At 29.8% G+C, this 19,305-nt stretch carries 22 protein-coding genes and 1 pseudogene; 16 read left to right on the plus strand and 7 right to left on the minus strand.

From position 1 onward, the window contains the following. Positions 1 to 83: 83 nt before the first annotated feature. Genes H2279_RS00225 through H2279_RS00240 form a run of 4 tightly spaced genes read right to left on the minus strand, consistent with a single transcriptional unit; the run spans position 84 to position 2,026 of the window. Entirely contained in the window at positions 84 to 764 is a 681-nt protein-coding gene (locus H2279_RS00225) for a tetratricopeptide repeat protein (protein ID WP_337195203.1), read from the minus strand. A gap of 33 nt (positions 765 to 797) precedes the next feature. Continuing rightward, a complete protein-coding gene (gene bioD / locus H2279_RS00230) occupies positions 798 to 1,367 on the minus strand; it encodes a dethiobiotin synthase (protein ID WP_337195204.1) in 570 nt (189 codons plus the stop codon). 12 nt (positions 1,368 to 1,379) lie between these two features. Next, positions 1,380 to 1,694, minus strand: coding sequence for a DMT family transporter (locus H2279_RS00235; RefSeq protein ID WP_337195205.1), 315 nt, complete (start codon positions 1,692 to 1,694; stop codon positions 1,380 to 1,382). Continuing rightward, the gene (locus H2279_RS00240) at positions 1,694 to 2,026 is read right to left on the minus strand and encodes a DMT family transporter (RefSeq protein WP_337195206.1); all 333 of its coding nucleotides are present in this window, start codon (positions 2,024 to 2,026) and stop codon (positions 1,694 to 1,696) included. The genes H2279_RS00235 and H2279_RS00240 overlap by 1 nt, the downstream gene beginning before the upstream one ends. 107 nt (positions 2,027 to 2,133) lie before the next feature. On the opposite strand from H2279_RS00240, the gene H2279_RS00245 reads away from it, so the two are divergent. From H2279_RS00245 to H2279_RS00320, 16 genes and pseudogenes are all read left to right on the plus strand, one after another. Beyond that, positions 2,134 to 2,670, plus strand: coding sequence for a 50S ribosomal protein L25/general stress protein Ctc (locus tag H2279_RS00245; protein WP_137623301.1), 537 nt, complete (start codon positions 2,134 to 2,136; stop codon positions 2,668 to 2,670). Further along, positions 2,667 to 3,209 (plus strand): aminoacyl-tRNA hydrolase, encoded by a 543-nt coding sequence (pth, locus tag H2279_RS00250; RefSeq protein ID WP_337195207.1) that lies wholly within the window; start codon positions 2,667 to 2,669, stop codon positions 3,207 to 3,209. The genes H2279_RS00245 and pth overlap by 4 nt, the downstream gene beginning before the upstream one ends. 1 nt (position 3,210) lies before the next feature. Next, positions 3,211 to 4,269: an LptF/LptG family permease gene (locus H2279_RS00255; protein WP_337195208.1), complete on the plus strand. Its 1,059-nt coding sequence runs from the start codon at positions 3,211 to 3,213 to the stop codon at positions 4,267 to 4,269. A 29-nt stretch (positions 4,270 to 4,298) separates the two neighbouring features. After that, positions 4,299 to 5,507 carry a diaminopimelate decarboxylase gene (lysA, locus tag H2279_RS00260; RefSeq protein WP_337195209.1) on the plus strand — a complete coding sequence of 403 codons (1,209 nt, stop codon included), beginning with the start codon at positions 4,299 to 4,301 and terminating at the stop codon, positions 5,505 to 5,507. A 1-nt stretch (position 5,508) separates the two neighbouring features. Next, the gene (locus tag H2279_RS00265; protein ID WP_337195210.1) at positions 5,509 to 6,276 is read left to right on the plus strand and encodes an HAD-IIA family hydrolase; all 768 of its coding nucleotides are present in this window, start codon (positions 5,509 to 5,511) and stop codon (positions 6,274 to 6,276) included. Continuing rightward, positions 6,264 to 6,515: pseudogene (pheA, locus tag H2279_RS00270) on the plus strand (chorismate mutase); the annotation flags it as partial. The gene H2279_RS00265 and the pseudogene pheA, both read left to right, overlap by 13 nt. A gap of 228 nt (positions 6,516 to 6,743) precedes the next feature. Further along, positions 6,744 to 8,426 carry a flagellar basal-body MS-ring/collar protein FliF gene (gene fliF, locus H2279_RS00275; RefSeq protein ID WP_337195211.1) on the plus strand — a complete coding sequence of 561 codons (1,683 nt, stop codon included), beginning with the start codon at positions 6,744 to 6,746 and terminating at the stop codon, positions 8,424 to 8,426. Further along, positions 8,427 to 9,455 carry a flagellar motor switch protein FliG gene (gene fliG / locus H2279_RS00280; protein WP_200281438.1) on the plus strand — a complete coding sequence of 343 codons (1,029 nt, stop codon included), beginning with the start codon at positions 8,427 to 8,429 and terminating at the stop codon, positions 9,453 to 9,455. Positions 9,456 to 9,462: 7 nt separating this feature from the next. Then, positions 9,463 to 10,281 carry a flagellar assembly protein FliH gene (gene fliH, locus H2279_RS00285; protein WP_337195212.1) on the plus strand — a complete coding sequence of 273 codons (819 nt, stop codon included), beginning with the start codon at positions 9,463 to 9,465 and terminating at the stop codon, positions 10,279 to 10,281. Beyond that, positions 10,274 to 12,109, plus strand: a complete 1,836-nt coding sequence (dxs, locus tag H2279_RS00290; RefSeq protein WP_337195213.1) for a 1-deoxy-D-xylulose-5-phosphate synthase — start codon at positions 10,274 to 10,276, stop codon at positions 12,107 to 12,109. Before fliH ends, dxs begins: the two co-directional genes overlap by 8 nt. 114 nt (positions 12,110 to 12,223) lie before the next feature. Continuing rightward, complete coding sequence (gene perR, locus H2279_RS00295; protein ID WP_137623291.1) at positions 12,224 to 12,634, plus strand: peroxide-responsive transcriptional repressor PerR; 411 nt, start codon at positions 12,224 to 12,226, stop codon at positions 12,632 to 12,634. A 44-nt stretch (positions 12,635 to 12,678) separates the two neighbouring features. Then, positions 12,679 to 13,881 (plus strand): hypothetical protein, encoded by a 1,203-nt coding sequence (locus H2279_RS00300; protein WP_337195214.1) that lies wholly within the window; start codon positions 12,679 to 12,681, stop codon positions 13,879 to 13,881. Further along, on the plus strand, positions 13,881 to 14,588 hold the full coding sequence (gene ubiE, locus H2279_RS00305; protein WP_137623289.1) for a bifunctional demethylmenaquinone methyltransferase/2-methoxy-6-polyprenyl-1,4-benzoquinol methylase UbiE: 708 nt from the start codon (positions 13,881 to 13,883) through the stop codon (positions 14,586 to 14,588). The genes H2279_RS00300 and ubiE overlap by 1 nt, the downstream gene beginning before the upstream one ends. Continuing rightward, complete coding sequence (xseA, locus tag H2279_RS00310) at positions 14,585 to 15,754, plus strand: exodeoxyribonuclease VII large subunit (RefSeq protein ID WP_337195215.1); 1,170 nt, start codon at positions 14,585 to 14,587, stop codon at positions 15,752 to 15,754. Before ubiE ends, xseA begins: the two co-directional genes overlap by 4 nt. Before the next feature lie 3 nt (positions 15,755 to 15,757). Then, the gene (serC, locus tag H2279_RS00315; protein WP_337195216.1) at positions 15,758 to 16,828 is read left to right on the plus strand and encodes a phosphoserine transaminase; all 1,071 of its coding nucleotides are present in this window, start codon (positions 15,758 to 15,760) and stop codon (positions 16,826 to 16,828) included. Next, complete coding sequence (locus H2279_RS00320) at positions 16,825 to 17,175, plus strand: RidA family protein (protein WP_137623286.1); 351 nt, start codon at positions 16,825 to 16,827, stop codon at positions 17,173 to 17,175. The genes serC and H2279_RS00320 overlap by 4 nt, the downstream gene beginning before the upstream one ends. Here H2279_RS00320 and H2279_RS00325 read toward each other — a convergent pair whose 3' ends face one another. The 3 genes from H2279_RS00325 to rpmF are packed head-to-tail and all read right to left on the minus strand — an operon-like array spanning position 17,176 to position 19,287. Continuing rightward, entirely contained in the window at positions 17,176 to 18,156 is a 981-nt protein-coding gene (locus H2279_RS00325) for a beta-ketoacyl-ACP synthase III (protein ID WP_337195217.1), read from the minus strand. Then, positions 18,149 to 19,135, minus strand: a complete 987-nt coding sequence (gene plsX / locus H2279_RS00330; RefSeq protein ID WP_337195218.1) for a phosphate acyltransferase PlsX — start codon at positions 19,133 to 19,135, stop codon at positions 18,149 to 18,151. The genes H2279_RS00325 and plsX overlap by 8 nt, the downstream gene beginning before the upstream one ends. 5 nt (positions 19,136 to 19,140) lie before the next feature. Next, complete coding sequence (rpmF, locus tag H2279_RS00335; RefSeq protein ID WP_337195219.1) at positions 19,141 to 19,287, minus strand: 50S ribosomal protein L32; 147 nt, start codon at positions 19,285 to 19,287, stop codon at positions 19,141 to 19,143. Between the last annotated feature and the right edge of the window lie 18 nt (positions 19,288 to 19,305).

The raw sequence follows: 19,305 nt of genomic DNA on the forward strand, positions 1-19,305 counted from the left end.
AGATTTTTTAAAATTAGATTTTATGTGAAGCTAAAATGTGAAATCCTAACTTTATAATGTAAAAGTTAGGATTAAAATAATTTTTAAAAATTGCTTTTTAATTGATGATATTTTTCGCAATAATCTTGTTTAGCGCTATCATTACTTTCAGCTTCATCACAAGCTTTTTTATAGTATTGTAAGGCCTTAGAGCTATCTTTTTTGATTGATATTTCTTTATCTTCTATTCCTAGTTTATATTTTATTACCCCTTGTTCATATATTTTTGCAAGATCATTGCAAGTTTTTGCATCTTTTGAATCACAAGCTTTGTTAAGATATTCTAAAAATTTAGAAGCATTATTTTCTTCTATGTATAAATTTGCAAGTTCAACACAGCTTTGTGATATTTCTAAATCACAAGCTTTTTTATAATAGTTTAAAGCTTTATCAGGATTTATAATACGGTATGTATCTGCACTTGCAAAACAAGCAAGTCCTAAATTTAAATCACAAGCTTTTTCATAATATTCCGAAGATTTGCGTGTATCGCCCACAATATTGCGATAAAAATTTCCAACTTGATAACAAGAAAATCCTGATCTTAATCCCGAATTTAAATTACAGGCTTGTTTTAAATACTCTATAGCCTTATCTCGATCACCACTTTTTAACGCCTCCTGACCTTTTTTAAACAAGTCGTTTACGGATGAACCATCCTGTGAACATGCACAAACTACAAATAAAAAATTCAAAATCAAAAATTTAAATAATATTTGTTTCATTTTTCACTCCTTTATTGATAAACAAATAATACATTAAAATTTTTCAATGATTTTTGAAAGTTTCTCGCAAACTTTATCATCAAATTCTATAATAGGAATTTGTGTATATTTTTGTATAAAATCTTTACTAAAAGGATCTTCACTTTTTAAAACTAAGGCAAGGATGGGTATATCTTTTTGTTTTAAGGCTTCTATGCTTAAAAGCGTATGATTGATACTTCCTAGATAATCTTTTGCGACTAAGATAGTAGGGCGTTTAAATTTTTGCATAAAATCAATCATGGTTTTTTCATCATCAATAGGTGAAAAAAGGCCACCTGCAAGCTCTATAATGAGTTTATCACTTTGGGGCAAAGCAATATCAAAAGCTTTATAATTTAACCCTTCTAAAGTTCTTGCCTTGTGAGGCGATACGGGAGTTTGTAAAAATATACCTTCTTTAAAAATTTTAGTTTTTGGGCTAAATTGAGCTATGATATCACTATCTTTTGGAGTACCTGCTTGAATGAGTTTAAAATAATTAAAGCCCAATTCTTTACAAATCCTAGCGCTTAAATATGTTTTTCCAATATCGGTATGAATTCCACTAATATAAATTTGCATTTTCATCCTTTTTTAAGAAAGTAATTTTAAAGCTATAGTAGAAATTAAAATCACTAAAATGAAAAAGAATTTTAAGAAATTTTTACTCTCTTTAAATAAAACCACGCCCACTACAACGCTGCCCACAGCACCAATACCCGTCCAAATAGCATAAGCAATACTCATAGTAATGCTTTGCATACTTAAGCTCAAACTCATAAAAGAACACATAAAGCATAATATGAGAGATAAAAGATATTTTTTTGCGTGTGTATCGACGTATTTTTTCATGATGATAACACCTATAATTTCACAAATTCCAGCAATGATTAAAAATATCCAAGCCATTAATTCTCTTTAGAACTGAATTTTAAACCTATCACACCGAGTAATAAAAGCAGTATGAAAAAGATTTTTAAAATAGAAAATTTTTCATGAAAAATGGCAATTTCAGCTATCACAATGCCAGCGGTTCCAATGCCTACAAAAACACTATAAGCTACGCTGATTTCTATTTTTTTACATGCTTTTAAAAAACAATTAAAAGAGATAAAAATACCTATAGTGGTTAAGCAATAATGCCAAATTTCATTGGAGTATTTTAAACCACTCACCCAAAAACACTCTATCAAGGCTCCAAAAATAACCCATAGCCAAGCAGTATTTAATTCTTTTTTCAAAAAAAATATCCCAAATACAGTTTTAAATCGTAATTATATACTTTTTTACTTTTAACTAAGCCAATATTTGCTAAAATTAAAGCTTATTTTTTTGAAAGGATAAAAAGATGTTAGAAGGTATCGTTAGAGAGAGTATCGGTAGAAAAGCAGCTAAAGCTTTAAAAAGAGATGGTTATCTAATAGCAAACATCTATGGTAAAGGATTGGAAAATATCCACGCTGCTTTTAAAGTCAATGAATTCATTAAAGAAGTTCGTAAAAAAACAACTTTAGCTTTTGATGTTAAAGTGGGTTCTCAAACTTTAAATGTTGTGGTTGTGGATTATCAAAAAGATCCAGTTACAAGTGATTTAAAACACGTAGATTTAAAAGTAGCACAAAAAGGCGTGATTTCTAAATATATGGTTCCAGTTAAAATCACAGGAACAGCTATCGGTCTTAAAAATAAAGGTGTTTTAATCCAATCTAAGAGAAGATTAAAAGTTAAGTGTAAAGCTGAAAATTTACCAAATTTCTTTGAACTTGATGTTAGCAAACTTGATGTAGGTGATGCTTTACTTGTTCGTGATGTAGTAGTTCCTGAGGGTGTTACTATTTTAGACGCTGATAGGATAGCGGTTGTTGGCGTAGAAAAAGCTAGATGATCTTAGTCGTAGGGCTTGGCAATATAGGTGAGGAATACAAAAATACTCGCCATAATGTAGGCTTTATGCTCATTGATTTGATTTTAAAAGATCAAAATTTTACAAATCTTAGCAATTCAAAATTCAAAGGAGAGCTATTTAAGATAGGCTCTTCTTTGCTTCTTCTTAAACCTAGCACTTATATGAATAATTCAGGCATTAGCGTTAAAGCGGTTAAAGATTTTTATAAATGTGAAAGACTTATAGTTATACATGATGATATCGATATAAATTTAGGGGCTTTGCGTTTTAAAAAAGGCGGTTCAAGCGGCGGACATAATGGGCTAAAAAGTATCGATTCTTTATGTGGCAATGATTATGAAAGAGTGCGTATAGGCGTAGGCAAGGGAGAAAATGTCATCTCTCATGTTTTAGGACAATTTAAAGACGAGGAAAAAATAATTTTAGATAAAATCTTAGAACACTCTAAAAAAGCATTATTTGAACTGATTGAAAAAGATTTATCAAGTGTTTCATCTTTGTATAGTTTAAGAGCTTAAAATGTGGATTTTTTTTCGTTTCATTTCAGAAATTTATCTTAAGAATTTTTTCATAATATTTTTATCTTTAATTGGTTTTTATTGTGGTATTGATTTGCTTTTAAATTTTAAAGATTTGCCACAAAGTGTCAATCTTCAGCTACTTTATGTGGTTTTTTTAGCTTGTTCTGCTGTGCCTTATATTTTGCCACTTTCTATAGTTTTTGCATTTATATTGTCACTCATTTCAATGATTAGAACTAATGAATTTGTAAGTTTTTACGCTTTAGGAATCAGTAAAAATTTAGTCGTTATCTTCCCTTTTTTATGGGCTTTGTTTTTTTGCTGTGTTTATATTGGTTTAAATTTTACTTCTTTTGCCTATGCAAATGATTATAAAAAAAATATTTTAAAAAATGGAGTTTTAAATAAACAAGGTGGAGAAGTTTTTTTAAAATTTAATAATGATTTTGTTTATATTTCTAAAATAAACAATGGACAAAACAGCGTCCAAAATATCAAAATTTTTGATCTTAATAACTCTACCTTAAATTCTTTTGTTGAAGCTAAAAAAGCATCCTTTAAAGAGGGAAATTGGATCTTAAAAGATGGAAATTTAACCATTCTTCCTAAAGAATATATACTGGGTGCTAAAGGCATTGATGTGCAAGATTTTAAAGAATTAAGTGCTTTAGAGGGCTTTAAGCCGAAAATCATTGAAAGTGTTGCGAGCAATAGTAATTATTCTATTTTGGATGCTTGGGAGAGTCTAAGGCTTTTCAAGGATCAAAACATTAGCATAGAAATGCTAAAGATTAATCTTTATAAACTTATATTTATGCCATTTTTTGCTCCTTTTTTAATGCTTATTATGTATTATTATTTTCCTGTTATTTCTAGATTTTTTAATCTTGCTTTTGTGGCTTTTGTTGCTTTTGTGGTGACATTATTATCTTGGGGATTTTTATATTTGTTTTCAAGATTAAGTGAAAATGGTGTTATAATCAGTGAAATTGGTATCGTTTTGCCTATTGTATTGCTAGGCTTTTTTGGCCTAATGAAGTTTTATAAAAATCGTTGATTTGATATTAAAATTTAAAGAAGGAAAGTATGGATTATAAAAAACTTAAAGATGAATTTCAAACCCCTTTTTATATCTATAATTTTGATGCGATTAAAGAAAAATTTTTAGAATTAAAAAATGCCTTTAAAGCTAGAAAATCACAAATTTTTTATGCCGTAAAAGCCAATTCAAATTTAAGCCTTTTACAAATGCTTGTTAAATTAGATAGCGGATTTGATTGTGTGAGTATAGGTGAGGTTAAACGTGCTTTAAAAGTGGGCGCAAAGCCTTATAAAATCATTTTTAGTGGAGTAGGTAAAACCAAAGAAGAACTCAAACTTGCTTTAAAATATAACATTTTATATATCAATCTTGAAAGTGAAGCTGAAATGATACTTTTGGAGCAAGTGGCTAAAGAATTAAACACTAAGGCAAGAATTAGCATAAGGGTTAATCCTAATGTAGATGCAAAAACTCATCCTTATATTTCTACAGGATTAAATGAAAATAAATTTGGGGTTGAAATTGAGAGTGCTAAGAAAATGTATATTTATGCAAAGAATTCTTCTTTTTTAGAACCTGTTGGGATACATTTTCATATTGGATCACAACTTTTAGATTTAAGCCCTATATATGAAGCAGCTAGTATTGTTGCAAAACTCGTTAAAGAATTAAAAGCTTTAAAGATTGATCTTAAATTTTTTGATATTGGTGGAGGGCTTGGCGTAGCTTATGAAAAAACAGATCTAGAACCTAATCTTTATGAGTACGCACAAGCAATTTTAGCTAGTCTTAATAGACTTGATGTAACTATAGGAATGGAACCAGGGCGATTTTTGGTAGCCTCAAATGGGGAATTTGTTTGTTCAGTTCTTTATGAAAAACACAATAAAACAAAGCGTTTTATTATCGTTGATGGTGCTATGAATGATTTGATACGTCCAAGTTTATATGAAGCTTATCATGAAATTGATATGCCTTATAATCAAGGAGAAGAAAGCCTATGTGACGTTGTAGGTGGGGTTTGTGAAAGCGGTGATTTTTTTGCTAGGGAAAGATTATTACCTCATACGCAAAATGGTGATATAATGGTGATTAAAAATGCTGGAGCATACGGCTTTAGTATGAGTAGTAATTACAATACTAGAAATAAAGTTTGCGAATTAGCTTTAGAAAATGGGATGATAAGACTGATTCGCCAAAGAGAAAGCTTTGAAGATCAAATTGCTTTAGAGGAGAAGTTTATAAAGGTTTAAAATGTTTTTTTTAGATGTTCAAGGAACGCTTATTTCAGATGCTGATAAATCTTTAATTTTTGGAGCCAAAGAATTAATCGATTTTTTAAATACAAATAATCTTGCTTATGTGATTATTACAAACAATACCAAAAAACTTGATTTTTTAGAAATTTTAAGACAAAAGGGCTTAAATATAAAAGATAATGCTTATTTAGATCCTTTTTGTATTTTAAAAACTCTTTTTAAGCCTTGTAAAGTTGCTGCTTTTGGTGCTAATGAGTTTTTGCAAAGTCTTGAAATGCTTGGCTTTAAGTTGGATTTTAAAAATCCAGAATTAGTTCTTATTGCTAGTTTTGATGATTTTAAATTTAATGATTTTGCTAGTATTATAGAAATGATTAAAAATGGAGTTAAAGTTGTGGCTATGCATGAAAGTAGCATTTATAAAAAGGACAATAAATCTTACCCAGGGGTAGGAAGTATAATGGCTATGCTTAAAAACGCAATTCATTTTGAATATGATGTTGTGGGTAAGCCAAGTGCGATTTTTTATAATGAGGCTTTAAAATTGTTAAAAATGCAAAATCACAATGCACGATTTGAAGATATAAAAATAATCAGTGACGATTTTAAAGGGGATTTGCTTAAAGCAAAAGAATTAAATATGAAAACTTATTTAGTTTTAAGTGGAAAACTAAATAATACTAAAGGCATTGATACAAGCGTTCTTAATGGAGTTTATCCGAGTGTTTTTGAAATTTTAAAGGAAGAGCAATGCTTGATTTAAAAGAACTAAGAGATAAAATTGATATAGTGGATGATAAAATTTTAGAGCTTTTAAATGAAAGAATGGCTTATGTTAAAATTATAGGAGAAATTAAAAAAAACCATAATAAAGAAATTTATTATCCCAAAAGAGAAAAAGAGATTCTTGATCGTTTAAAAAATAAAAATTTAAAAAATTTAGATCATGATGCCATAGAATTGATTTATGACAAAATTTTTGCCGTTGCAAGAACTTTGGAAAGATTTTAAAATAAACTTTATATTTTTTATAACAAAATATAAAATTAAATGTAAATTTTTAAAAATTATAAAGTGCTTTTTGCTAAAATGTTTGATAATATAAAAATAATTTATGAGTTTAATAAATAAATTTGGTAAAATTATATTAAAATTGATAAAATTTGCTGATTTTATTGAAATTTAAAGAATTGAAAATATAAAAATCATTAAGCTGGGGACTGGAAATTAATGGATTTTAAAGAAATGCTACACCAAATCGGACAACTTTTTCAAAAATTAACTCGTAAGCAATTGATTGTTATTGCTGCATCTATAGTGGTTGTTGTAGGTTTTTTAGTGTTTTTAGCATTATTTCGCGGAGGTGGAAGTGGTTCCAGTGATGGATATGCAGTTTTAGTAGAAAATGTTAGTCCTAGCTCTTCAGCTGCTATTGTAGCTAAGCTTGAGCAAAACAATATCCCTTACAAACTTGCTAGTGAAAATAAAATTTTAGTTCCTAAAGATCAGGTTTATCGCCAAAGAATGTTCATTGCAAGCGAAGGACTTATTAAGGATAGTCGTATAGGTTTTGAAGCTTTTGATCAACAGCAATTTGGTGCAACCGATCAAGATATCGCTATAAAGTATAGAAGAGCCCTCGAAGGGGAACTATCAAGAACGATTGAAACTTTAGAGCCTATTCGTAGTGCAGTCGTGCATATAGCTATTCCAAAAGATTCTGTTTTTACAGAAAGACAAATTCCGCCAACCGCTTCAGTAGTAGTTAATGTTAAAGAAGGTCTAAGGCTTACGACAAAGCAAATTGATGGGATTAAAAATATCGTTTCGGCTGCAGTTGCAAATCTTAAAAAAGACAATATTAAAATCAGTGATCAAAGAGGTATTCCTTTAGATGATAAAGATAACAGTGATGATTTAGTTCGAGAGCAGATCAAATATAAAAGCGATCAAGAAAAAGCCTTAGAGGATAAAATTATAGAGAATTTAGCTCCTTTTGCAGGAGGGACAGATAAGGTAAAGGTAAGTGTAAATATAGATTTTGATTTTTCTAAACAAGAATCTCAAAGTGAAATTTATGATCCAAATACTGTTGTAAGAAGTGAGCAAACTTTAAATGAAGAAAGAACTGGAAGAAAAGATCGTGAAGTTCAAGGTGTTCCAGGTGCGGTTTCAAATACAGGTCCTGTTGAAGGGCTTGATAATAAGGGAGAAATTGATACTTATAAGAAAAATCAAGTTACAACCAATAATGAAATTTCAAAAACAATTACCAATACAAAAAAACAATTTGCAACCATTATTAGAACTTCAGCTGCGGTTACGATTGATGGAAAATATCAAGATGTTGTTGATGCAAATGGAGATGTTAAAAGTGAATATGTTCCTCTCACAAAACAAGAACTAGCTAGTATAGAAAGTATCGTTAAAAGCACTATTAATTACAATCAAGCTAGAGGTGATAGTGTTGTGGTGCAAAATTTACCATTCCATCGCGAGACTGTTAGGGTTGAAAGCAAGGTTAAAACCTTTTACAATCGTTTTGTTGAGCCTTTCATTCCGCCTGTTAAGTATTTTATTGCAGCGATTTTGCTTTTTATTTTTTACAAAAAAGTCATTACGCCATTTACACAAAAAATGCTTGAGGATATGGCCGCTCAAGAGGAAGCTCAAGAGGGTGGGGTTAATGCAATTATAGATGAGGCTGAAGATGCATTGGAAAAATTCAATATGGCTAGGAAAAAGGTTGAAGAACAACTTGGTTTTGGAGATAGCTTTAATGAAGATACTATCCAATATGAGGTTTTACTTGAAAAATTAAGAGGTTTGGTAAGTGATAAGGGTGAAGAAATTGCTGTGCTTTTACAGAATTTAATTCAAAATGATAGTGAATTTGGTGATAAGGATATATAGATGATCAAGCTTAGTGAAGAACAAAAAATGGTTTATGATGATTTATCGATGCCTGAAAAGGTAGCGATTTTTCTTATACAGCTTGGTGAAGATGCTACAACTTCTGTTTTTTCGCATATGGAAATTGATGTTATTACAGAAATTTCACGATATATTGCTATGGCAAAAAATGTTGATAGATCTGTAGCAACAGCTGTTTTGGAAGAATTTTATACCTTACTTCAATCTAATCAATACATTAAAAGTGGCGGTTTAGAATACGCTAAAGAAATATTATTTCGTACTTTTGGTCCTGAAATTGCTAATAAAATTCTTGAAAAACTTACAAAAAGTATGGAAAATAATCAGAATTTTGCTTATTTGGCACAAATTAAACCTCAGCAACTTGCTGATTTTATTGTAAAAGAACACCCGCAAACTATTGCTCTTATTTTAGCACACATGGATTCAATTCATGCTGCGGAAACTTTAGAGTATTTTAGTGATGAATTAAGAGCTGAAGTTGTGATCAGAATGGCAAATCTTGGGGATATTTCTCCAAGCATTATTAAAAGGGTTTCTGCTGTATTGGAAAGCAAGCTTGAAAGTCTTACTTCTTATAAAGTTGAAGTGGGTGGTCCAAGAGCCGTGGCTGAAGTACTTAATCGCTTGGGTCAAAAGGCTTCTAAATCTACAATTACTTATATCGAACAAAGTGATGAGAGATTGGCTGAAACTATTAAAGAACTTATGTTTACTTTTGATGATATACAAAAACTCAGCACTCAAGCAATAAGAGAAATTTTAAAAGTAGCAGATAAAAAAGATCTTATGATAGGTCTTAAAGGAGCTAGTGAAGAATTAAAACAAAAATTCTTAGCAAATATGTCTACACGTGCGAGTGAAGCTTTTCTTGAAGAAATGGGATTTTTGGGAGCTGTGCGTGTGAAAGATGTTGAAGATGCGCAAAGAAAAGTGGTTGAAGTGGTTCAAAAATTAGCAGAGCAAGGCCTAGTTCAAACAGGCGATGCTGATGAAATGATAGAGTAGGTAGAAAATGGCTAGTCGTAGTAATGTTATTTCGGGTGCAACTTCAGAACAGCATGTTGTTGAAGGTTATCATTTTAAGGTTATTTCAGAATTTGATAATAAAGTAGAGAAAAATACTCAAGAAAATGAGAAAGCAATTCCCACTCCTACAACGCCAGAATTAAAACAAGAAGAAGTGTCCAATTTAGAACCTATACAAAATGAATCCAATACAATACCTGCTTTTCAACCAAGTTTTGTAGAGGATTTACTTAAAAAAACTGATGAAATGTCAAGCAATATTATAAAACTTCAAATGCAAATTGAAAGTCAAGAAAATGAATTTAACAATCGCTTAAATTCTGAACTTGAAAATGCTAAAGAAAAATTTTCAAAAGAAGGATACGAAAAAGCTAAGATAGAATTCCAAAAAGAATTAGATGAATTAAAAGATAAATATTTAAAAAGCATTGCCAAGCTTGATGAAGCTTGTATAAAATTAGATTCTTTTATAGAAAAAAATGAAAAAGAATTAGCTGATACAGCTATAGATATAGCTAAGGAAGTTATTATTAAAGAACTTGAAAATAATTCTAGCAAAATCGCGTATGCTTTAGCTCAAAATTTAGTGAGTGAATTAAAAGGGGCTAGTGCGATTGAAATTAAGGTTAATTCTAATGATTATGATTATCTAAAAGAGCATTTTAGTGAATTTAAACACATAAAAATAAATCTTGATGATGCTATTAGTAAAGGAAGTGTGATTATCTTAAGTGATGCTGGAAATATAGAGTCTAATTTAAATTCTCGTTTGACTAAAATTAAAAAGATGATCAATAATGAATAAAATTTTTACTCATACTCAAGAAAAATTACAATCTTTAAGTATTAATGAACTTGAAAATTTAGCTCAAAAAATTAGGGAAGAAATTATAAAAGTTGTCTCTAAAAATGGGGGGCATTTAAGTTCTAATTTGGGAGCGGTGGAATTAACAATAGCTATGCATACGGTTTTTGATGCAAAAACCGATCCTTTTATTTTTGATGTTTCTCATCAATCTTACACCCATAAACTTTTAAGCGGAAAAGAAGAAATTTTTCATACTCTAAGACAAGTTGATGGATTAAGCGGTTATACAAAGCCTAGCGAGGGAGACTATTTTATTGCGGGACATTCTAGCACATCTCTTTCTTTAGCGGTTGGGGCTTGTAAAGCTATAGCCTTAAAGGGTGAAAAACGTATCCCTGTGGCACTCATAGGCGATGGAGCTTTAAGTGCAGGAATGGCTTATGAGGCTTTAAATGAGTTAGGGGATTCTAAATTTCCTTGCGTTGTAATTTTAAATGATAATGAGATGAGTATCTCAAAACCAATAGGTGCGATTTCAAAATATCTTTCTCAAGCAATGGCGACACAGTTTTATCAAAATTTTAAAAAACGAGTTGCAAAAATGTTGGGTGTTTTACCAGATTCTGCAACCTATATGGCTAAGCGTTTTGAGGAAAGTTTTAGATTGATCACTCCTGGGCTTTTGTTTGAAGAATTAGGACTTGAATACATAGGGCCTATTAATGGGCATAATTTAGCAGAGATTATTTCTGCTTTAAAGCAAGCAAAGGCAATGCAAAAACCTTGTGTAATTCACGCTCAAACTTTAAAAGGTAAGGGTTATGCTTTAGCAGAGGGTCAGCATTCTAAATGGCATGGGGTGGGAGCTTTTGATATTGATAGCGGCGAGGCTTTGAAAAAAAGTTCTACTAAAAGTGCAACTGAAATTTTTTCTCAAAAATTATTAGAATTAGCTTCAAAATATGAAAATATCGTAGGTGTTACAGCTGCTATGCCTAGTGGAACAGGGCTTGATAAATTAATTGAGAAATATCCACAAAGATTTTGGGATGTTGCCATTGCTGAACAGCATGCAGTAACTTCTATGGCAGCTATGGCAAGAGAAGGATTTAAACCTTTTATAGCTATATACAGTACTTTTTTACAGCGCGCTTATGATCAAGTGATTCATGATTGTGCTATTATGAATTTAAATGTTGTTTTTGCTATGGATAGAGCTGGTATAGTGGGTGAAGATGGAGAAACTCACCAAGGCGTTTTTGATGTGAGTTTTTTAGCGCCTTTGCCTCATTTAACCCTTATTGCTCCTAGAGATGAGTTGATGATGAAAAATATTATGGAATATGCTTATCATCATCAAGGACCTTTAGCTTTTCGTTATCCTAGGGGTAGTTTTATCTTAAATCAAGAATTTTCTCCTTCTAAGATAGAGTTAGGTAAAGCACAATGGTTGATAAAAAATGAACAAAGTAAAATCGCTTTTATAGGTTATGGGCAAGGCGTGGGCAAAGCTTGGCAAGTTTTAAATGAAATGCAAGAAAGAATTAATTTAATTGATTTGATTTTTGCTAAACCTTTGGATGAGATGCTTTTAAAAGATTTGGCACAAAAAAGTAAAATTTGGTTTGTATTTAGTGAAAATGCTAAAATTGGCGGAGTAGCAAGTTTATTGCAAAGCTTTATTCAAAAATACAATTTAGACATTAAAATCATTTCTTTTGAATATGAAGATGAATTTATTGAACACGGAAAGACAAGCGAAGTAGAGAAAAAGTTAAAACTCGATGTTAAAAGCATAGTGGAAAAAATAAAGATTTATTTGTAATGATAAATAAATTTTATTTTATTAATTGATAAAAAATATTATTTGATATAAACTTCTTTTAATGAAAATTTTATTATCATTCCTTTCATCATAAATTTTTAAGGATTGTTGATAATGGAAATATTACAAATGCTTAAAAAGCATGATTTAAAAGCTACTCCACAAAGATTATGTATCTTAAAGATTTTAAAAAGACATGAACATCCAAATATTGAAGAGCTTTATGAGGAAATCAAGCAAGAATATCCTTCCATATCGCTTGCTACAGTTTATAAGAATTTAAATACTTTAAGAGAGCAAGGTTTAGTTGTTGAAATCAATGCTTTAAATCAAAAAACTTGTTATGATATTTATGAAGAAGAACATATGCACATTGTTTGTTCTAAATGTGGGAATATAGAAGATCTTAGTTTTAAGGATGTAAAACTTAAAGAGTATCAAGAATTTTTAGAAAAGAAAATAGGAAGCTTGATCAACTATTTAGCGGTTTGCACCTATATTGATAGTTGCAAAAAGTGTCATTAAGGAAAATAAAGTTAAAATAACCTATTAATTTAAAGGTTATTTTAATGGTATATGAAATTCAAAAAAATTTTTTACTTCCTGATGCCACACTTTTAAAAAATCTTCAAGGAGATGGTGTTTTGTTTAAAATTCACGAACTTGAGATTTTTTATACTAAAATAACTTATTCTCAAAGTATCAAATTTAAGAGTGTTGATGGTTTTTATTACAAAATTATAGAAACCAATGATAAAATTTTAGAACAAAATCAAGAAGAACAAATATCAAAAAAAGAATTTGAAAAAGCTCGTAAAAAAATTATAGGAAAGAGTATCAAAAAGAAACGTTACGAGTTTAAATTTTGTTCTTTAAAAAGCTTTATTGAAGTTTATAATAAATCTAAAATTTATATTTTGAAAATTTTTTTCCCAACCTTAGATGAAGCAAATCGTTTTACTTTGCCTTATGAGTTTAAAATTCAAAAGGAATTTGATTATATTTTGGATTCTAAATTTATAACTCTTTATGGTTGTGATTTTGAACAAATTAATATAGAAAAATATTTTAAGAGTATCGAAAAAAATCAGACTTTTGATTTAAAATTTTCAAGCTTAATCAATGCTTTTGAGGGTTATAGAATTTTCCTATTTTATCTTTTTAAAAAGTTAAAATTTTATTGGAATTTGGCTTTAGATAAGAAAAAAGAAGAATATTTTTACGAGTTTATTTCTTATGCTGATAAAATTAATATAGTTTTATTAGACACAGAAGAAATTTTTGATAAGAATTTAAATACAAATTTATCTTTAAGATTTCAAGAAATTGTCGAAAAATGCAATATTTTTTTTCAAAAAGATGAAAATCTTGAAGAATTGCTTTTGTTTTTAAGCAGTGAAAATTTGCAAAGTTTGTTTAGTGATTTTGATTTTTTTATAAAAGAAAATTCTTTTTATGAAGGTTTGCAAAAGGATAAACTTTTTAAACAAATTTTAGCTAATGAATTTAGAAAAAAGCTGATTTTTTTTAAAAAAAATTTATTGAAAAATTTTGAGAATGAAAAATTTTCAAGGAGTTTTTCAGAATTGTTAATTTTTTTAGAATATTTTTGCAATTTTTTTGATATAAAATCTTTAAATAAGCTCAATGAAAAATTTTTTCTTTTTGAAACTAGAGAAAAAATGATTGCAAAAATGATTAAAAAAAGAGAAAAATTCTTTAAATTAATTTCTCGATCAAATAAAGGATTAAAAATTTATAAAGGGTATTAATGCAAAAACAAGATAAAATCATAGAAATGTTCAATGAAATTGCTCCAAGTTACGACAAAGCCAATAGAATTTTAAGTTTCGGGGTTGATATAAGTTGGCGTAAATTCGCTTGCAAAAAGGTTTTAAAGTATTACAAACCTGATTTTATCAATATAGTTGATGTCGCTTGCGGAACAGGCGATATGATCGCTATATGGCAAGAAAAAGCTAAGATGCTTTCTAAAAATATTGCAAGCATTAAAGGCATTGATCCAAGCGAAGGTATGCTAGAGATTGCTAAGCAAAAATTTCCAAACATTGATTTTATACAAGCAAAGGCTCAAAATTTACCTTTAGAGAGTCAAAGCGTTGATATCGTAAGTATAAGTTATGGAATTCGCAATGTAGTAGAGAGGAAACAAGCTTTAAATGAATTTTTTAGAGTCTTGAAAAAAGGCGGAATTTTTGTTATTTTAGAATTTACAAAAAGAGAAAAAGGCGGATTTATAGCAACTCTGAGGGATTTTTATTTGAAAAATATTTTACCAACTTTAGGTGGAATTATCAGTAAAAATAAAAGCGCGTATGAGTATTTGCCTAATTCTATTGATGAATTTTTAAGCAAGGAAGAATTTATAAAAGAATTGAGTGACTCTGGTTTTGAAATGATAGATTTTAAAAGCTTTAGTTTTGGTGTTAGTTCAATGTTTATAGCTAAAAAATTATGACTCCAAGTGAATTAAATTTAAAAGCTAAGGCTTTATTAGAAACGCATTTTGTTGATATTGTGCTTAGTGGTGAAATTTCAAAAATCACTATACATGGTTCAGGACATTGGTATTTTGATTTAAAAGATGAAAAATCAAGCATAGCTTGCGTTATGTTTAAAAATAATAATTTAAAAGTTCATTTTAAGCCCGAAGTAGGGGATTTGCTAGAATTGGTTGGCAATGTTAGTTTATATCCTGAAAGTGGAAGGTATCAATTTGTTGCTAATAGTATGAAAAAATCTGGATTTGGTGATTTAGAAAGTCAATTCATTGCCCTAAAAGAAAAATTGCAAAAAGAGGGTATGTTTGATAGTATCCATAAAAAAGCTTTGCCTAAATTTCCAAAAAAAGTAGGAATCATCACTTCAAAAACTTCAGCGGCTTTGCAAGATATGTTAAAGCTTATTGATCAAAAAGAATATTTTTTGGCCAAAATTTATATTTTTAATGCTTTAACCCAAGGCAATACAGCACCAAACTCTTTAATCAATGCTTTAAGAAAAGCCGATGCTATGGATCTTGATATTCTTATTATAGCTAGAGGAGGTGGCAGTCGAGAAGATCTTTTTTGCTTTAATGATGAAAATTTAGCAAGAGAAATTTTTAAAACCAAAACCCCTATTGTTTCAGCTATTGGACATGAGATTGATTATGTTATTAGTGATTTTGTTGCTGATTTTAGAGCGCCAACTCCTTCGGCAGCGATAGATTTTTTATTTTATTCTAAGTTAGATTTAGAGCAAAATTTGGATAATTTAGAGGAAAATTTTAGAAAAACGATGAATCAAAAGATGCAAAATTACCAAGACTTGCTTTTAAATTTGTATCAAATTTTTAAAGCTAAATCTTTAAAAAAAACTATAGGGGATAAACAAGATCAAATTTCACTTTTAATGAAACAAATCAAGCTTTTAATTAAAAATAAATTAGAAAAAGCAAATTTAAAATTGGAAAAAATAGAAAATTCTTTTTTTCAGCATGAAAATTTTTTTAAAAAAAGTGAAAATTTAATTTCATTAAGTCAAAATGGTAAAATAGTAAAATTGCAAGATTTAAAAGATGGTGATACCGTGCTTTTAAGCTCTCAAACTGTGCAAAAACAAGCAAAAATTTTAGAGGAGTGAAAGATGAGAAAGATTAATTTTAGTGCAGGTCCTTCTACCTTACCTTTAGAAATTTTAGAGTATGCAAGAAATGAATTATGTGATTATCAAGGCAAGGGATATTCTATTATGGAAATTTCACATCGCTCTAAAGTTTTTGAAGAAATACATTTTGGAGCTATGGAAAGAGCAAAAGAAATTTATGGTTTAGATGATGATTATGAAGTTCTCTTTTTGCATGGAGGCGCTAGTTTGCAATTTGCAATGATACCGATGAATTTATCTTTGGGTGGAATTTGTGAATATGCTAATACAGGGGTTTGGACAAGTAAGGCTATTAAAGAAGCTCAAATTTTAGGCGTTGATGTTAAAGTAGTTGCTAGCAGTGAAGATGATAATTTCAATCACATTCCAAATATCGATTTTAGCGATCATGCTGATTATGCTTATATTTGCTCTAACAATACTATTTATGGAACGCAGTTTAAAGATTATCCTAAAACAAAAAGTCCTTTGATTGTAGATGCATCAAGTGATTTTTTTTCTAAAAAAGTTGATTTTTCAAATATAGCTCTTTTTTATGGCGGCATACAAAAAAACGCTGGAATTTCCGGCTTGAGTTGTATTTTTATACGTAAAGATATGATCGAAAGATCACGTCAAAAAAATTTAACTAGCATGCTTAAATATGCTATCCATGTTGAAAATCAATCTTTATATAATACGCCTCCAACTTTTGCTATTTATATTTTTGATTTGGAAACAAAATGGATTTTAAAACAAGGTGGACTTGATCAAATATATGATAGAAATTTAAAAAAAGCTACAATGCTTTATGATTGTATAGACTCAAGTAAAGGATTTTATCAAGGACATGCTCATAAAAAAGATAGATCTTTAATGAATGTTAGTTTTTCAATCAATAAAGATTTAGATCCTATTTTTGTTCAAGAGGCTGAAAAAGAAGGATTAATAGGTTTAAAGGGTCATAGAATTTTAGGTGGAATTAGGGCAAGTATTTATAATGCCATCACTTTAGAACAGGTGCAAATTTTATGTGAATTTATGAAAGAATTTAGAAGGAAATATCAATGATAAAACGTTATGATGAATGTCAAAGAATGTCTCAAGTTGTCGTTTATGATGATTATTTTAAAACAGCAGGACAAGTAGCTTTTGATCCTAAAGGCGATATTAAAAAACAAACCCAAGAAGCTTTGCAAGAAATTGAACTTTTGCTTAAAAAAATAGGTGCCAATAAAAATTCTCTCATACAAATTCAAATATGGCTTGCTAATATGGATGATTTTGAAGCTATGAATGAAATTTATGATGAATGGATTAAAGATTATGCTAAACCTGTAAGAGCTTGTGTTCAAAGCATTTTAGCAGAAGGCTATCTTGTGGAAATTCAAGCTTTTGGAAAAATAAGCAATAATTAATTATTGCTTATAATTTTCTCCACCAAATTTTAATAAAGCAGAACCCCAAGTAAATCCTCCTCCAAAGGCGTCAAGCAAGATTAAATCTCCTTTTTTAAGACGTCCTTCCTCATAGGCATCATTCATAGCCATAGGTATAGATGCTGCTGAAGTATTACCGTATTTATGGACTGTAACAACACACTTTTCATCGCTTAAATTTAGTCTCTCTTGAACAGCTTTAATGATGCGCAAATTAGCTTGATGAGGGATAAAAAGATCTATATCTTTAGAATCAATATTGTTTTTTGCTAAAATATCAACAACATCATTGCTAAGTGTTTGCACTGCTACTTTAAAAACTTCATTTCCTTTCATTTGCATCATTAAAGGATGGCAAATGCTAGATTTTTGGGCTCTTTGAGTCATTAAAAGATTTCCAAAATTACCATTACTTGCCGTATGGACATCAAGGATGATATTTTGCTCATCAAGACTGACAATACCAGCTCCTGCACCATCTCCAAAAAGGATACACATGCTTCTATCACTATAATCAATAATAGAACTTGTTTTTTCTGTTCCTACAATAAGAACATTTTTTTTAAGACCACTTTCTACAAAAGCTTTGGCTTGTTCTAATAAATAAATAAATCCAGTACAAGCAGCTGAAACATCAAAAGCCGTAACATCTTTAAGTCCTAAATTTGCAGCAATTTTACAAGCTGTAGATGGCATGGTAAAATAATCAGGACTTAAAGTCGCAACAAGTAAGGCATCGATATCTTCAATTTTTAAATTCGCCCTTTCAATGGCCTTTATGGCTGCTTTTGTTCCCAAATCACTAGCTTGTTCATCATCATTAGCAATTCTGCGTTCTTTAATTCCAGTGCGTTTAACAATCCATTCATCGGTTGTATCTACCATTTTTTCAAGATCAAAATTACTTAAAATTTTATCAGGTGCATAAGAAGCTATACTTTTTAAACTTGCTTTAGGCATTGTACTTCTCTAATTCATTTTCTATTAAGGTGTTAATATTGGATTTTCCAAAATTGATCGCTTGAAAAATAGCATTTTTAATCGCCCTAGCATCGCTTTTTCCATGACTAATGATCACACAACCATTCACTCCTAGCAAAGGTGCTCCTCCATATTCTTGCCAATCCATATGTTTTTTAAGTTTTTTAAAGCAAGGTTTCATCATTAAAGCGCCTATTTTTGCAAAAATTGATTGTCGAACTTCTCTTTTTAAAATTTGAAAAATAGCTGTCGCTACACCTTCGCATGCTTTTAAGATCACATTGCCATTAAAGCCATCGCAAATTAAAATATCAATTTCTCCATTAAAAATATCTCTACCTTCAGCGTTGCCGATAAAATTTGGAATTTGCTTCATCATTTGATGTGCTTCTTTAGTGAGTTCATTCCCTTTGCATTCTTCCTCTCCATTGGATAGCAATGCTAAGCGAGGTTTAGAAATTTTCATTAATTCTTTAGCGTAGATATCTCCCATAATAGCAAATTGAAACAAATGATCTGCTTTACAGTCTGTGTTTGCTCCCACATCTAAAAAGAGAGTTTTGCCGACTACATTTGGCATTAAAGTAGCGATCGCAGGTCTTAAAATTCCTTTTAATCTTCCAAGTCTTAAAGTGGCTAAAGACATACTTGCTCCACTATGACCAGCTGAAACAACAGCTTTGGCTTTACCATTTTTGACTAATTCTATGGCTTTGTAAATTGTAGTATCTTTGCGTTTTAAAGCATCAGTTGCATTTTCATCCATAGAAAAAACTTCATAAGCCTCTTCGTATTGGATATATTGTTCAAAATCTTTTGGAATTAGAGGTTTTAAAATTTTAGAGTCACCTACAAGTACAGCATTAAAAGGTTTTTCTTTTAATGCCTCAATAACGCCTTCTATAATAGGTTTTTCCCCAAAATCTCCCCCCATTGCATCAATAGCAATGCTTATCATTGATTTTAATATTCCTTAGTATTTGGGTTTGCACGATGTGACATTTTATAGCTGCCATCTTTATCTTTTATAGGCATAGGAAGACTAACTTTATAGTGAGTTCTTCTTTTTGCTGCACGAGTTTTACTTACTCTTCTCTTAGGTACTGCCATTTTATCTCCTTTTTAATT

The sequence above is a fragment of the Campylobacter sp. B0100352/1 genome (assembly GCF_020135855.1).
GTDB classification, from domain to species: domain Bacteria; phylum Campylobacterota; class Campylobacteria; order Campylobacterales; family Campylobacteraceae; genus Campylobacter_D; species Campylobacter_D taeniopygiae.